Origin of the sequence: Psychromicrobium lacuslunae, assembly GCF_000950575.1 — a bacterium.
Classification (GTDB): domain Bacteria; phylum Actinomycetota; class Actinomycetes; order Actinomycetales; family Micrococcaceae; genus Renibacterium; species Renibacterium lacuslunae.
In genome coordinates this window covers 1,080,030-1,094,369 of the sequence record NZ_CP011005.1, presented here as the reverse complement: position 1 = coordinate 1,094,369, position 14,340 = coordinate 1,080,030, and the positions used below count along the sequence as shown (strand labels likewise).

The 14,340-nt window shown below is 58.4% G+C and carries 13 protein-coding genes; 6 read left to right on the top strand and 7 right to left on the bottom strand.

Features of this window, described 5'->3' with window-relative positions; genetic code table 11:
* Window positions 1–534 precede the first annotated feature (534 nt).
* Both UM93_RS05020 and UM93_RS05010 read left to right on the top strand, forming a co-directional pair.
* Window positions 535–1,470: a hypothetical protein gene (locus tag UM93_RS05020; protein ID WP_157874103.1), complete on the top strand. Its 936-nt coding sequence runs from the start codon at window positions 535–537 to the stop codon at window positions 1,468–1,470.
* A 590-nt stretch (window positions 1,471–2,060) separates the two neighbouring features.
* Window positions 2,061–2,450: a VOC family protein gene (locus UM93_RS05010; RefSeq protein WP_045074077.1), complete on the top strand. Its 390-nt coding sequence runs from the start codon at window positions 2,061–2,063 to the stop codon at window positions 2,448–2,450.
* 44 nt (window positions 2,451–2,494) lie between these two features.
* Here UM93_RS05010 and UM93_RS05005 read toward each other — a convergent pair whose 3' ends face one another.
* The 6 genes from UM93_RS05005 to UM93_RS04980 all read right to left on the bottom strand — a co-directional run bounded on the left by UM93_RS05005 (window position 2,495) and on the right by UM93_RS04980 (window position 8,661).
* Window positions 2,495–3,283 carry a GntR family transcriptional regulator gene (locus tag UM93_RS05005; protein WP_045074075.1) on the bottom strand — a complete coding sequence of 263 codons (789 nt, stop codon included), beginning with the start codon at window positions 3,281–3,283 and terminating at the stop codon, window positions 2,495–2,497.
* Window positions 3,284–3,385: 102 nt separating this feature from the next.
* Window positions 3,386–3,787, bottom strand: a complete 402-nt coding sequence (locus tag UM93_RS05000) for a cytochrome c oxidase subunit 4 (RefSeq protein ID WP_045074073.1) — start codon at window positions 3,785–3,787, stop codon at window positions 3,386–3,388.
* Window positions 3,788–5,509: an aa3-type cytochrome oxidase subunit I gene (gene ctaD, locus UM93_RS04995; RefSeq protein ID WP_045074071.1), complete on the bottom strand. Its 1,722-nt coding sequence runs from the start codon at window positions 5,507–5,509 to the stop codon at window positions 3,788–3,790.
* Window positions 5,510–5,521: 12 nt separating this feature from the next.
* Window positions 5,522–6,394, bottom strand: a complete 873-nt coding sequence (gene ctaC, locus UM93_RS04990) for an aa3-type cytochrome oxidase subunit II (RefSeq protein ID WP_045074069.1) — start codon at window positions 6,392–6,394, stop codon at window positions 5,522–5,524.
* 230 nt (window positions 6,395–6,624) lie between these two features.
* Entirely contained in the window at window positions 6,625–6,999 is a 375-nt protein-coding gene (locus tag UM93_RS04985) for a HesB/IscA family protein (RefSeq protein ID WP_157874102.1), read from the bottom strand.
* Window positions 7,000–7,233: 234 nt separating this feature from the next.
* Window positions 7,234–8,661, bottom strand: a complete 1,428-nt coding sequence (locus tag UM93_RS04980; protein WP_045074067.1) for a dipeptidase — start codon at window positions 8,659–8,661, stop codon at window positions 7,234–7,236.
* A 64-nt stretch (window positions 8,662–8,725) separates the two neighbouring features.
* Between UM93_RS04980 and UM93_RS04975 the strand changes: the two genes are divergently transcribed.
* Entirely contained in the window at window positions 8,726–9,334 is a 609-nt protein-coding gene (locus UM93_RS04975) for a DUF3043 domain-containing protein (RefSeq protein ID WP_045074065.1), read from the top strand.
* 101 nt (window positions 9,335–9,435) lie between these two features.
* Here the strand turns inward: UM93_RS04975 and UM93_RS04970 are convergent, their stop codons facing one another.
* Window positions 9,436–10,512 (bottom strand): quinone-dependent dihydroorotate dehydrogenase, encoded by a 1,077-nt coding sequence (locus UM93_RS04970; protein WP_045074063.1) that lies wholly within the window; start codon window positions 10,510–10,512, stop codon window positions 9,436–9,438.
* Between the two features lie 81 nt (window positions 10,513–10,593).
* Here UM93_RS04970 and UM93_RS04965 point away from each other — a divergent pair, with 81 nt between their 5' ends.
* From UM93_RS04965 to UM93_RS04955, 3 genes are read left to right on the top strand one after another with little or no spacing between them, the layout of a single operon-like run.
* Window positions 10,594–12,252 (top strand): FAD-binding dehydrogenase, encoded by a 1,659-nt coding sequence (locus UM93_RS04965; protein WP_045074061.1) that lies wholly within the window; start codon window positions 10,594–10,596, stop codon window positions 12,250–12,252.
* A 7-nt stretch (window positions 12,253–12,259) separates the two neighbouring features.
* The gene (locus UM93_RS04960) at window positions 12,260–13,267 is read left to right on the top strand and encodes an alpha/beta hydrolase (protein WP_045074059.1); all 1,008 of its coding nucleotides are present in this window, start codon (window positions 12,260–12,262) and stop codon (window positions 13,265–13,267) included.
* Between the two features lie 5 nt (window positions 13,268–13,272).
* On the top strand, window positions 13,273–14,325 hold the full coding sequence (locus tag UM93_RS04955) for an alpha/beta hydrolase (RefSeq protein ID WP_045074057.1): 1,053 nt from the start codon (window positions 13,273–13,275) through the stop codon (window positions 14,323–14,325).
* The last annotated feature ends 15 nt before the right edge of the window (window positions 14,326–14,340 follow it).

Below are 14,340 nucleotides of genomic sequence, written 5' to 3'. Positions count from 1 at the left end.
CGGTGCCACAGTTCGTTAACAGCTGGGATTGAGCAATGAAGGAACAGGGCTGCCTCTTCGGAGGGCGGTGGCGGTGTACCTGACGGAAGTGGTGCTGGCGGTGCGATGCGTGAGCAGATGACATAGCGATACCGGACGGTGGCGCCGTGCTTGCGGTTGCTGGCCACCAGAATTCCATCGGGTCCGCAGAGTCCGGGTAGTCGGTTCTGAAAGCTCTGGTCGGGCTAGAGGCGTTGTGTATCCTACGGGACGAGATCGATGCGGCACTGGTACCGGGTGCGTGGAAGGCAGCAGCTTTCAAGTGATTCGGCGGGTGTGAGATAGACCAGAGCTCCTGGGTGCTATGCGTTTTGGTGCAACTCCTTGGCAACCTGGGCTGGAATTCGGCACTGAAACCGCTTTGCGCACATTAGGACTGGAGACGCCAGTTTGACTAATTGCCAGCTAAATTTCAGGAATGTCGGGTTAGCTGTTAATGGGCCGCATTGAGCTGCTCTGACTAGTGGCCAACAAAGCATCGCTATGGAGGAACTAATGATCTTGACAAAGACCCGGAACCGACGACTGAGTAAATCTCGTCTGTTGCCCCTGTCCGGGGTGCTTGTTGCGGCTCTCATGCTCGGAGCAAGTGCCGGAACGGTAAGCGCAGCTGAACTAAACACTGATCCTTTAGCTCAGTTGTCAAAGATTGGACTGTACAATCCAGCTGGCGCTACGTCTGAAGTGCAGGGCAAAGTTGCACTTAAGCCACAGTCACCGTCTGCTGCAACTGCGAATATAGGCCTCAAAGTGATCGGGCCAGATGCGCAGTCGAGTTTGACTATGAAACCTGTAGGCGACTTCAAGTCGGCCTCGTCTATCGGGGCAGCGGTTTACCAGGGATCGGCGGATTTCAGTTACGTTTTGACTGACGGAACTTCAGGCGCCACTGCCGGTTATAGCGTCATCCACTCTCAGAACGCACCGACGACGTACAGCTACGAAATCAACATTGGCGGGCGACCCGCTGTCCTCGCTCTGACGCCGGGTGGCTCCATCCTTGTGTCGGATCATGCTGGTAAAGCAAACAATCTTATCGCTCCAGCATGGGCGAGGGATGCTACCGGAAAGCCACTCAAAACTAGCTACTCTGTTTCAAAGAACGTACTGACTCAGACTATTGATTTCTCCGGAGCTCAATTCCCCGTAATTGCTGATCCTAGGTTCCAAAAGGATTGGCTTAACAACACCATAGAATTCACACGCACGGAAACATCAACCGCTGCCGACAGTGCGGGCGGATTCGCGCTTATCTGCGGTTCTGCAGTTGGTTTCTTGCCGCTGGCAGGTGTGTGTGGCGTGCTTGCTGGCGCGTCAGTTGTTGTCGCTAATGAAGCGAGGAATCAAGGCAAGTGCCTTGGCATTCGCTGGGGAAACGGGATCCCCCTTCCAGCGTACCCCTACCCCGTTATTGTAGATTGCTACGCTTAAGCCCAACAAGACAAACCTTAGGAAGGTGACCCGGCCATGAACGTTACCAAGGAAGTTCGACGCTTGGCTTTTAGAACGCAGCTATTGAGCTTGACCTTAGCTGTGTTCGCTACCTCTCTCGTCTTGCTATCTCTCCAGTACGTTTTTTTCCCTGGCGAGAAGTCATTCATTGTGCTGTCGTCAACGGTTATTCCGGTCATGTGGGTCTTTTTCATCGGATTCCTCATCGCTCGAGCTCGGCAGAATACGAGACACCGAAGTTAGCTTCTCAAGCTCTCACTAGCTGCTCCGTTCCCGGTACAGGAGCGGAGCAGCTGCTTTTAACAACCTTTCGCTGAGCAAGTTAGGGTCTTGGCTGTAAGATTGGACGCTTCGAACTTTTCCTGGTGGCAGAAGACATGTATGTGCGCTTGAAGGTTACAGGCGACGGCTGAGCGCCACAGCTGAAACACCTCCTGCACTCAATATCCCGTGCACTCAATGCAGCTGGGTACTCGGTACATCTAACCCGCGGCCACGGCCTCAGCAACCAGGACCACCGCTGTCCTCAATAGCTCTCCCGAACAACCGGGCTGCCCTATCGTGGTGCTATGACCAGCAAACTTGATGAAGTAGTGCTTGACTCGCAGCAGCCTAAAGTTCTCGCCGAATTCTGGTGCGCAGTGCTCAACTGGCGGATCCTGGAGGAAAGCCCGGGCGGTATTAGTATCGCGCCACTTGATAAGGATTGGCCGTGCATTGGCATCTACTCCGTGGCTGGACCCAAGCGCACCAAGAATCGTTTACATTTCGATCTGCGTGCTAATGGACTCAGCACCGAGGAAGAACTGGAGCGACTGCTAGCTCTCGGGGCCCGGCACGCTGACATTGGCCAGGGCGAAACTCCGGGCTGGTTTGTGCTGGCGGACCCTGAGGGAAACGAATTCTGCCTGATGGCCCATTCGGTTCAGGATCTGGCTAAGTTAGCCGAAACCCACTAAGAGCCCTAGAACAGGTTCTGAGCCTCGTTTGAGATTACGACGATTTATCTACGCCGGTTTGCCGCATAAGGCCGGGAGGTACGCGCTCCGGGCCGCTGGAGTGGTACCCAAAGCTTGTAACGGTCCGCTCGGTAGTAGGAGACCGAGTAGTCAACCACGATGCCTGAGACGAAGGCGTGACGCTGGATCTTCAACAGCGGCGCACCGTTCTCCACTTTGAGCTGCCTGGCGATGGCTGGAGCCGCTGCGGCGGCCTCAATCATATCTTCGCCCCATTCCATTACCAGTCCGTAGCGCTCCCCCAGCACGTTGTATAGCGAGGTTGGCGGCGGGTCATCAGTGATGCCCGGCACCCGGTATCCCGGAATGAAGTTCTCATCAACGCTCATCGGTTCGCCATCCGCCAAGAGCAGGCGTCGGAATCGAACCACTAACTGGCCTTCATGCAATTGCAGTTCCCGCGCAATGCTGGCGCCAGCTGGCACCAGTTCAAAGTCCAGCACCTTGGCGTCGGGCACCATGCCACGTCGCTGCATCTCCTCCGAGTAGGAGGTAAGTTTCACTTGTAGATCGACCTTGGGTCGGTGCACGAAGGTGCCGAGTCCCACCACGCGATCCAGGATCTCGGCGGAGACCAACGAGTCAATAGCTTGTCGCACCGTCATTCTGGCCAGGCCAAACCGAGCCGCAATGTCCCGCTCCGAGGGAATCGGTGAGCTCTGCGCCGCCCTTCCGGAGACGTAGTCGCGCAGGATAGCTGCTAGCTGCAGATATAACGGCGTCTTAGCCTGCCGATCAATCTCGCCAAGAATGTCCTGAGCCGAGTCCGCCATTACTACCCTCCTGTCGCGATCTAAAACTTAACTTAAAAAGTAAAGCTGTGTTGCCGCAGACCCACTATCCTGTCCGCGGCAACACAGCTTTAGCTGAATAACTTAGTGTGCGTGGTCACCGCGGCTGTATTCGAAAACCCAGCCAACCAAACCGATCACTGCCATACCGGCGGCGATGAAGACTACCCACCAGCCGACGGCCAAGCCCAGGAAGGCAGTGGCGCAGGATGCGCCGAGCACGAGCGGCCACCAACTCCACGGGCTGAAGTGGCCCTGTTCACCGGCACCCTCATGGATCTCACCGTCGGTGCGATCCTCAGGCCGCAAGCCCACTCGTTTAGCGGTGAAAGCCAGGTAGAAGCCGATCATGCCGGCCAGGCCGCCGACCAGCAGAATGCCGAGGATACCCACCCATTCATCCCAATGGGTCAGGAAACCGTAGATCACCGCGACTGGAACAAAGAAGAACGCGCCAATTCCGAAAAGTCGAGATTCGAGTTGCATTTATGCGTCCTTCTGGTCAGCCGGGCCGAATACTGCAGCGACCGGGTTGTTGGGCGTGTAGGCCTGCGAAAGCTCCGGGTGATGCAAGTCCAGAGCGGGGCGCTCCGAACGGATTCGCGGAATCGAGGTGAAGTTGTGCCGCGGCGGCGGGCAGGAAGTCGCCCACTCCAGCGAGGCACCGAAGCCCCAGGGATCATCCACCTCGACCTTGCGTTTGGAGCGCCAAGTGACGTAGACGTTCCAGAAGAACGGGATCAGCGAGGCACCGAGCACGAAGGAGGAAATGGTGGAGAACTGGTTCATCCAGGTGAAATTATCTTCCTGCAAGTAATCCGCGTAACGACGCGGCATGCCGAGCACGCCAAGCCAGTGCTGAATCAGGAAGGTGCCGTGGAAGCCGAGGAACAGCATCCAGAAGTGAATCTTGCCGAGCCGCTCATTGAGCATCTTGCCGGTCCACTTTGGCCACCAGAAGTAGAAGCCAGCGAACATCGCAAACACCACGGTGCCGAAGACCACGTAGTGGAAGTGCGCGACCACAAAGTAGGTATCAGAGACGTGGAAGTCCAGCGGCGGCGAGGACAGGATGATGCCGGTCAGGCCACCGAACAGGAAGGTGACCAAGAAGCCGATGCTCCACAGCATCGGTGTTTCGAAGGTCAACGAACCTCGCCACATGGTGCCTATCCAGTTGAAGAACTTCACCCCGGTGGGCACCGCGATCAACATGGTCATAAAGGCGAAGAAGGGTAGCAATACCGAGCCGGTGACATACATATGGTGTGCCCACACCGTGACAGAGAGCGCGGCGATACCAATAGTTGCGTAGACCAAGCCCTTGTAACCAAAAATCGGCTTGCGGCTGAATACCGGGAAGATCTCGGAGACGATGCCGAAGAAAGGCAGCGCAATGATGTACACCTCGGGGTGGCCGAAGAACCAGAACAGGTGCTGCCAGAGAATGGCACCGCCGTTTTCGGGGTCAAAGATATGCGCACCAAAGCGTCGATCAGCGCCGAGCGCGAACAGTGCGGCGGCCAGCGGCGGGAACGCCATCAGCACCAGGATTGAGGTAACCAGAACGTTCCAGGTGAAGATTGGCATCCGCCACATGGTCATACCGGGGGCACGCATACAGATGATAGTGGTGATGAAGTTGACGCCACCCAGAATGGTGCCGAAACCGGACAAGGCCAAGCCAAAGACCCAGAGATCACCACCGATACCCGGGGTAAACGTGGTGTTAGACAACGGCGCATAAGCGAACCAGCCGAAGGAGGCAGCCCCCTGCGGGGTGATGAAACCGGAGACTGCGATGGTGCTGCCGAACAGGAAGAACCAGAAGGCCAGTGCATTCAACCGCGGGAAGGCCACATCGGGAGCGCCGATCTGCAACGGCATGATCGCATTGGCGAAGCCCGCGAACAGCGGGGTGGCAAACATCAGCAACATCACCGTGCCATGCATGGTGAACAGCTGGTTGTACTGCTCTTTGGTCTGCAAGATCTGCATACCGGGCTCGAAGAGCTCGGCACGGATCAACAGCGCCATCACACCGCCGAAGCAGAAGAAGATGAAGGAGGCGATCAGATACATGTAGCCGATCGTCTTGTGGTCAGTCGAGGTGATCCAGTTGACGACAATGCGTCCCTTGGACACCGGTACAACGCGTTCTTCGCTCGCCGGTTCTGCAATGGCTGGGCGTTCGTAGGTAGTAGTCACCTGTCCGGACCCCTATTTCTTCTCGTTCAGATTGGGGTTACGGTCATACTCGCTACCGAGGCTACCGGTGTACCCAGCTTCTTTAAGTTGCTTCAAATGAGCTTGGAACTCTTCTTCAGTGACTACCTTGACTCGGAAGAGCATCTCCGAGTGGTATTCACCGCAAAGCTCAGCGCACTTGCCGTCGAAAGTCCCCAGCTTCTCCGGTGTGAAGTTAATGTAGTTGGTCTTGCCCGGGATCATGTCCCGCTTCTGCAAGAAGGCAGGGACCCAGAAGGAGTGAATCACGTCGCGGGAGTTCAGCTGTAACTCAACACTCTTGCCGACCGGCAAATACAGCGTAGGCAGCTTATCCTTATCGATCGAGTCACCATTCAGGTGAGCCTGCACGCCGCCTTCATAAACGGCTTCTTTGACCTCGTTGCCGGAGAGGTAGTTGAAGTCCCAGGCCCACTGCTTGCCCCGGACATCGATAGTGACCCCGGGGTTATCGACCCGGGCATCGAGCTTCTGCTGATCCTGATCGGTGAAGTAGAAGAAGACCAACACCATGAACAAGGGAATGGTTAAGTAGAAGATTTCCAACGGAAGGTTATAGGAAATCTGCTTCGGGTAGCCAGTGGTGCCCTTACGACGCCGGTAGGCGATGATGCACCAGATGATCAGGCCCCAGGTGAGTACACCCACCGCGAGGGCGGCGATCCACGAGTTCACCCACAGGGTGATAATCGAGCCGGTATGGTTCGTGACACCCGGCTCGGTCGGCAACCAGCCGTTCTTCATCTCCGGGGTACATGCCGACAAAACCAGTGCGCTGGCTACTCCTACTGCTGAAACAGCGAGGACTTTAGCGCGTCGGCTGCCGGTTCGATGCTGCGAACTCACAGACGGCCCTTCCTTTTTGTAACTGGCCTGGCTTGGGGTGCCGCGGCCACTTTCCGTGCTCATTACCGTATTAAAACTTATGTTCTACTACTGCGTGTAGAGAGTATTCCCTTAGAGCTTACCCCGCTCGGGAACTTTTTGCGCACACTGTGTCTGGCGCGGCGGCCGAAGCCACCGAGACATGAGAATGGCCCGGTTAAACCGGGCCATTCTGAATGCTTAGATCGCGCTTAGTGGAACGAGTCGCCGCAGGCGCAGGAGCCGCCAGCATTCGGGTTGTCAATGGTGAAACCCTGCTTGGAGATGGTGTCCTCGAAGTCGATGCTGGCACCGTCCAAATAAGGAACGCTCATCTTATCGACGACTACCTCGACGCCGTCGAAGTCACGTACCGCATCACCGTCGAGCATCCGCTCGTCAAAGTAAAGCTGGTAAATCAACCCCGAGCAACCGCCAGGCTGAACCGCTACCCGCAAGCGGAGATCGGTGCGGCCTTCCTGCTCGAGCAAGCTGCGAACTTTCTCTGCCGCCACATCGCTCAATGCCACGGCATGGGTCGGCAGCTCGGCCGACGTCTCTGGAGAGGTATCAGTTGTGGTCGTCATAGTGTCCATAATACTCTCAACCACACTTCCCGCTGAGATGTTCCCGGTCACATATCGATGTTCCGGTTTCCTGAGCTGGAGTCCAGCATTTTCCGCCGCTTAGACACGAGACTTCGCGTGTCGGCTTCGCCGCCACGCGGGAGCTCGCGAGGCGCGGCTAAAGAATGTTGGACTCCAGCTCAAATTAATAGTTCAGCCTTCCCAACGATGTTCACCTCGGCCCCAGACGATTTGTCAGCCGAGGTTGAGCTTCGCCATCAGCAAAGCTTCTGCTACTACCGCCTTTTCAAACTCCGCTAGATGCAGCGATTCATTGGCACTGTGGGCGCGCGAGTCTGGGTCTTCCACTCCGGTGATCAGGATCTGAGCCTCGGGGTAAAGCTCGGTAAGGTCAGCGATGAAGGGAATGGAACCTCCCATTCCGGATTCGACCGGCGGCACGCCCCAGGACTCCCCCAGTGCCCACAGCATGGACTGGGCCGCCGCAGCGGAGGTATCGGCAGCGAAAGCGTTCCCCTGCTCACCGGGGATGAAGGTCACCTTAGCTGTTGCCGGGATACGCTTCTCTACATGTGCCCGCACCGCCTCCATGGCTTTTGCCGGGTCCTGGCCGGGCGCGAGCCGCAAGCTGAACTTGGCGGTCGCCCGAGGCTGGATGGTGTTAGAACTGGTGGCCACCGCTGGTGCATCAAAGCCGATGATTGACAGTGCAGGCTTCGACCAAAGCCGACCAGCGATACTCCCGACTCCGGCAAGTTCAAGACCGTCAAGAAGCGAGGCATCAGCACGGAAATCAGCCTCCGGGTAATCAATGCTTGGCTCCTCGGCACTGTGCAGCCCCTCGATCGCCACGCTGCCATCCTCGTGGTGGAAGGTGGCGATCAGGCGAGCCAGCTGGGTCGGCGCATCAAGTACCGGGCCACCGAACATCCCTGAGTGCACAGCGTGCTCGAGTACCTGAACCTCTATGCTGCCATCGATGAGCCCACGCAGACTGGTGGTCAAGGCGGGTACCCCCACCTTCCAATTACCGGAATCAGCCACCACAATCACATCGGCGCGCAGTAACTCCTGATGCGCGGTGAGGAAATCGTGGAATGTCGGCGAACCGGCTTCCTCCTCGCCCTCGATAAAGAGAGTCACGCCGAGACCGAAATCGGCACCGAGAACTTCGCTGACCGCCCGCAGCGAGGCGATATGGGCCAACACCCCTGCCTTGTCATCGGCGACACCGCGCCCCCACAGCCGACCGTCGCGCTGCTCGGGCAGGAAAGGACTGGAATTCCAGAGCGACTCGTCTCCGGGTGGCTGCACATCATGGTGTGCGTAGAGCAAGATTGTCGGTTTACCGGGCTGCGCAACTTTGCGGGCCACCACCGCGGGGCCACCGGGAGTACCGTCGGCCTTCTCGACGCGCAGGATCTGGACGTCGTCAACCCCAGTGCTCCTAATCAGCGCCGCGACAGCTTCGGCGCTACGGTCAAGTTCGGCGGGATCGAAAGCAGCCCAGGCAATGCCCGGAATCTTTGCCAACTCGATAAGCTCTGTCACGGTTTGCTCAAAGCGGGCCTGCACCTTCTCACGCAGTTGTTCAACGACAGAGCTATCCGGAGTGTTCTGGGCAGTGGCGGTGTGCTGTTCTGAAGAGGGAATGCTGGTCATGATCCGAACCTTACCGCTCCCCTCCAATGAGTCCAAGACAGATGACAGCGGGTATCCTAGATAGGTGTTTGGAAGAAATAAAGAAGCCGCAACCGCCCAAGAAGTCGCCGATCAATTGGCCGCCGCCGATCAGGACGCCAAGCAGAAGGCCGATCCGCGAGCATCGAAGGGTGTGCCGACCCCTAGCCGTAAGGAGCAGGAGGCGGCACGCAAGCGCCCCTTAGTACCCAATGACCGAGCGGCCGCAAAAGTGGCTGATCGGGAAGCCCGGCGCGAGGCACAGCTGAAAACCCGAGCTGCTCTCGATACCGGTGATGAGCGATTCTTGCCGCTCCGCGATAAGGGCCCGCAGAAGCGCTTCACCCGCGATTTCGTCGACGTGCGCACCAGCATCGGCGAGTTCGTGATGTTCATTGCGCTAGCAATTGTGGTTCTTACCCTCTTCTTCCCCGACGCCTCAATGGTCTCCTGGGTCTTCATCTTGTTCTGGGTGATGGTGATCGCCGTGGTGATCGATTCGATCCTGATGGGCCGACGCCTGAAGAAACGACTCATCGCTAAGTTCGGCTCGGTGGAGCAAGGTGTGGTCTGGTACGGCACCATGCGTTCGCTGCAGTTCCGCCGGCTCCGGCTGCCCAAGCCGCAGGTCAAGCGCGGACAGAAGCTCGACTAAGACTTGACTCGCTGCGGTGCTTGGCTGAGCATTGCCCGCTGCAGTAAACCTGGCATCTGTTAATTCAGTGGTGGCGGTGTCGCTGCAGCGGTGTGGCGGCTTCAGGCGGCGTTACGTCGTAGCTTGAGTAGCCCTCGATTGATCCGGGAGACCCAGAACGGACCTTCGTAGAGGAACGCCGTGTAACCCTGGACCAGGGTGGCCCCTGCTTCCAGACGCTCCTGAACGTCAGCGGCTGTTTCCACTCCGCCCACCGAAACGATGGTGAGCGACTCCCCCGCAGCGGCGCGCACCCTGCGCAGCACCTCAAGCGAGCGTTCCTTCAACGGCGCGCCGGACAGCCCGCCCACGCCATAGCTCATCACTTCTTCGGCCGGGGTATTCAGGCCTTCCCGGGTGATCGTGGTATTGGTGCAAATAATGCCGTCCAAGCCCACTTCCAGCGCCAAGGCGACAACATCGTCGATGTCTTGGTCTGACAGATCCGGGGCGATTTTCACCAGCAACGGCACCTGGTAACCGGCTGATTCGTACGCTGTGCGCTGCACCTTGATGAGCAGCGGACGCAGCGAGCGGACATCCTGCAGCAATCGCAAGCCAGGGGTGTTGGGCGAGGAGACATTGACCACCAGATAGTCGGCCTGAGCGGCGAGTTCGCGGGTGCTGACCAGATAGTCTTGCACCGCCTCGGTCAATTCGACCTTCTTTGTCTTACCGATATTCACCCCGATCACCGGCCTGGCTTGACGGTATCGTCGCTCCAAAACCTTCTTCGCCGCCGCTAACCGGGGCGCCACCGTGGCCGCGCCGTCGTTATTGAACCCCATCCGATTGATCAAGGCACGATCATCTACCAGCCGGAAAAGCCGGGGCTTCGGATTTCCGGGCTGGGCCTGGCCGGTGATGGTCCCCACCTCGATGTGGCCGAAGCCTAGATTCGCCAAGGCCGCCACGCCATGACCTTCTTTATCGAAGCCGGCGGCCAGCCCAAAGGGCGAAGCAAAGGTCCTCCCCAGGGCCTGCACCCGGAGTTCGGCGGACGGCTGAGTGATCCTACGGAGCACCGGGCCGGCACCGAACCGCTCGGCGAGGCGGATCAAGGTGAAACCGATGTGATGGGCCCGTTCGGCGTCCATCCCGGAGAACACCACACGGAAAAAGGCAGGGTAAAAGCGCATGTTCTTCATTTTCCTGCCCAGCTACCAACAACAGCAAACTGATACTGCCCGGCCCGGCCATCCTTCGGGTTAGCATGAAATATGGCAACGGGGCAGCATTCAGCAGATCTTATTGTTATTGGCGCGGGCCTGGCAGGCTTGGTCGCGGCCTGTGAGGCGTATAACGCTGGCCGTACAGTGTTGATTCTTGATCAGGAACCAGAAGCCGCACTGGGTGGTCAAGCTTTTTGGTCCTTCGGCGGGATGTTCCTCATTGACTCTCCGGAGCAGCGTCACCTAGGCGTTAAGGATTCAGAGGAACTAGCGCTCTCCGATTGGTTCGGCACCGCGGGATTTGACCGAGCCGAAGACTACTGGCCGCGTGAGTGGGCCAAGGCCTATGTGCACTTTGCTGCCACTGAAAAACGTTCCTGGCTACATTCCTTGGGTGTCCGGTTTTTCCCCCTTGTACAGTGGGCGGAACGAGGTGGCTATGACGCACAGGGCCACGGCAACTCGGTGCCACGTTTCCACGTCACCTGGGGCACTGGCCCCGGGATTTTGGCTCCCTTCCTGGACAAGATCAAGGAGGGCATTGCCGCAGGCAGGGTTCGGATTGCCTATCGGCATCGCGCCACTGAGCTCATCAGCAGCGGTCCCCGGGTGAGTGGAGTGCGCGGCGAAGTCCTAGAACCCTCGACGGTGGGAAGAGGCGAGCAAAGCAGCCGTACGGTGGTGGCTGACTTTGAATTTTCAGCCCAGGCCGTGCTGGTCACCTCTGGCGGCATCGGTGGCAACCACCCAAAGGTGCGCGAGCAATGGCCCGCCGGAGCGGCCCCGGACTACCTCATTTCCGGTGTACCTGCTTCGGTCGACGGTGATTTCCAGGATGCCGTACTGCGCGCCGGCGGCAGCCTGATCAACACCGATCGGATGTGGCACTACCCGGAAGGCATTCATAACTGGGATCCGGTGTGGCCCAAACACGGTATCCGAATCTTGCCCGGACCCTCCTCGCTCTGGCTCGATGCCAACGGCCAGAAGCTTCCCACCCCACTTTTCCCCGGTTTTGACTCACTCGGTGCGGTTCGTCATATCGTCGCCAGCGGCCATCAACACTCCTGGTTCGTCTTGAACAAGACGATTATTGGCAAAGAGTTCGCCCTCTCTGGCTCAGAACAGAACCCCGACCTGACCGGCAAAGACATCCCCGCCCTGGCCAAGCGCGCGCTGGCCGGAGTGCCCGCACCGGTGCAAGCATTCCTCGACCACGGCGTGGACTTTTTGCAAGCGAACACGCCCGAGGAACTCGCGGAAAAAATGAACGACCTGATCGGTGAACAGCTGATTTCCGGTCCTGGATTGCGGGAAATGATCGAGGCCCGGGACCGTCAGGTCAGCAGCGGGCTGGGTAAGGACATGCAGCTGAACGCGATCCGGGAAGCTCGACGCTTCGCCACCGATAAGATCATGCGAGTCGTTCCACCGCATCAGATGCTGGGCAAGGAGCATGGTCCGCTCATAGCCGTGCGGCTATCGATCCTGACCAGAAAATCTCTCGGTGGGATTCAAACCAATCTGGCCGGCCAAGTGATCGGCCACGACGGCGACCCGATTGACGGCCTCTACGCCGCTGGCGAAGCCGCTGGTTTCGGCGGCGGCGGCGTGCACGGTTACCGGGCTCTGGAAGGCACCTTCTTGGGCGGCTGCCTGTTCTCCGGTCGTACCGCTGGCCGGGCGGCCGCCCAAGCCTGCCGCTGAGCTTGTTATGGTTAGTCAAAATTGGCAGCCTGATGTTCTCGGCACCGGATATGAATCAACTGTTCTCGACGTTGGTCGTCAGGGCGCTGAACACGAAATAGCCACCCTGATCAGGCACTTCCCCGAGTCTCAGGATTTCTTGCCGGATCAGGCGCTGCTGTTCATCCATGGCTGGAGCGACTACTTCTTCAATACCGAGTTAGCTGAGTTCTTCACCAACCTTGGTATCGCCTTCTACGCACTCGACCTGCACAACCATGGCCGCAGCCTGCGCACCAGCAGCGTCGGCGGCTTCGTCGGTGATCTGGCCGATTACGACACCGAGCTGCGGAAGGCACTAGAGGTGGTAGTCGAGGACCTGCATGACCACTACGGCGAAACTGGACAAGCACCGCGGATCGCCCTGATGGGTCATTCCACCGGTGGTTTGGTCGCCGCACTGTGGACAAGTCGGTTTCCGGAAACGGTCAGCCACCTGATCTTGAACAGCCCGTGGCTGGAAATGCACGGCAGCTCCTTCGTCCGGCATGGAATGTATTCCATGGTCGAACCGCTGGCTAAGTGGTGGCCACAGAGCAGAATCAAGGTGCCGGAACGAAACTTCTACTGGCGTTCCATCTCCTCCCGAGCCGAAGGCGAATGGGACCTCGACGACGAGCTACGACCACCACTAGCCTTTCCGATGCGCTGGGGCTGGATGAGTGCCATCCTAGCGGGCCAAGCCCAAGTCGCTAAGGGACTGGACATTCCCGTGCCTATTCTGGTGATGATGAGCGCACGCAGTCTGAACGGCCCACGCTGGCGTGAAGGAATGCGCAGCGCCGATGCGGTGCTTGATATTCAAACCATGGCGGCACGCGCCATTACCCTGGGCCAGAGCGTGAGCATTGAAAAAATCGACGGTGGTCTGCACGATGTTCTACTCTCTGAGAAGACCGTGCGCGAGGAGGCTTACCGGAGATTGCGTCGGTGGTTGCGAGGATATTTACTCACTGATACCGCGGAGAAAGGGTAAAAGATATGACGGTGGAGACCTCGACCCGCTCGCAGTGGGAACAAGACTACTTGGGACCGCACTACCAAAAGCTGAGCCTCAATCTGGGTGTCGACGACGAAGGGCCGGTAGTTGCCACCCTGGTGCGGTATCGGCCTAAGAACAGGTTGATTCCCGATCGCTCTTGGTGGCAGCGCGTTGTCGAACTCACCACCGAGGAGCCTCCGCAGCCCAAAGAAGCCGTGCTCTACCTGCATGGCTGGGCTGATTACTTTTTCCAGACCGAGTTAGCGGAGTTTTTCAGCAATCGAGGGGTGTCGTTTTATGCTCTCGACCTACGCAAATACGGCCGAAGCCTCAGAGAAGGCCAATCGGAGGGTTTCACCGAGGACTTAGCTATCTATGACGAAGATTTGGCCGCGGCGCTGGACGCCATCCGCGCCGATTTGGGTGAGGAGCACCGGGTACATTTGCTGGCACACTCCCTTGGCGGCTTGATCGCCGCGTTGTGGGCCGACCGGCACCCCGGCATGATAGCTTCACTAATCCTGAACGGCCCATGGCTCGAATTGCAAGGCAGCCGATTTCTCCGACAGATTGCCACCCATCTAGTCGATCCTTTTGTCAGGGCAGATCCTAAACGCATCTTTAACCATCCTGATATGACCGCCTACTGGCAATCGGTGAGCAGCACGGCACACGGTGAATGGGACCTCGATCCACGCTGGCGACCGGCGAATTCCTTCCCGTTCCGGGCGGGTTGGATCAAAGCCGTGTTGAACGGGCACGCCCAGGTTTCCAAGGGGCTGCGGATTGACGCCCCCATCCTGATGCTACTTTCCGAGCGCAGCCTGATCCAGGCCGATTGGAGCGAGCAGATGCAGGGCGTGGACGCGGTCATTGACGTGCAGCAGATGGCCAAGCTGGGTTTGCAAATAGGTCATCGGGTGATGGTGAACCGATACGCCGGCGGCCTGCACGATATTTTCCTGTCCCGCCAGCAGGTGCGGCTAGCCGCTTATGCCGATCTCGGTCACTGGTTGCGCGCCTACGGCCCGGAAAATCCAGCCAGCCACTGAGCGACCCCCACTAAA

What these genes read in the sequence shown, in the direction of transcription:
- UM93_RS05020 (WP_157874103.1), top strand. Translation starts at nt 535, where the DNA reads ATGATCTTGACAAAGACCCGGAACCGACGACTGAGTAAATCTCGTCTG.
- UM93_RS05010 (WP_045074077.1), top strand. Translation starts at nt 2,061, where the DNA reads ATGACCAGCAAACTTGATGAAGTAGTGCTTGACTCGCAGCAGCCTAAA.
- UM93_RS05005 (WP_045074075.1), bottom strand. Translation starts at nt 3,283, where the DNA reads ATGGCGGACTCGGCTCAGGACATTCTTGGCGAGATTGATCGGCAGGCT.
- UM93_RS05000 (WP_045074073.1), bottom strand. Translation starts at nt 3,787, where the DNA reads ATGCAACTCGAATCTCGACTTTTCGGAATTGGCGCGTTCTTCTTTGTT.
- UM93_RS04985 (WP_157874102.1), bottom strand. Translation starts at nt 6,999, where the DNA reads ATGACGACCACAACTGATACCTCTCCAGAGACGTCGGCCGAGCTGCCG.
- UM93_RS04980 (WP_045074067.1), bottom strand. Translation starts at nt 8,661, where the DNA reads ATGACCAGCATTCCCTCTTCAGAACAGCACACCGCCACTGCCCAGAAC.
- UM93_RS04970 (WP_045074063.1), bottom strand. Translation starts at nt 10,512, where the DNA reads ATGCGCTTTTACCCTGCCTTTTTCCGTGTGGTGTTCTCCGGGATGGAC.
- UM93_RS04965 (WP_045074061.1), top strand. Translation starts at nt 10,594, where the DNA reads ATGGCAACGGGGCAGCATTCAGCAGATCTTATTGTTATTGGCGCGGGC.
- UM93_RS04960 (WP_045074059.1), top strand. Translation starts at nt 12,260, where the DNA reads ATGGTTAGTCAAAATTGGCAGCCTGATGTTCTCGGCACCGGATATGAA.
- UM93_RS04955 (WP_045074057.1), top strand. Translation starts at nt 13,273, where the DNA reads ATGACGGTGGAGACCTCGACCCGCTCGCAGTGGGAACAAGACTACTTG.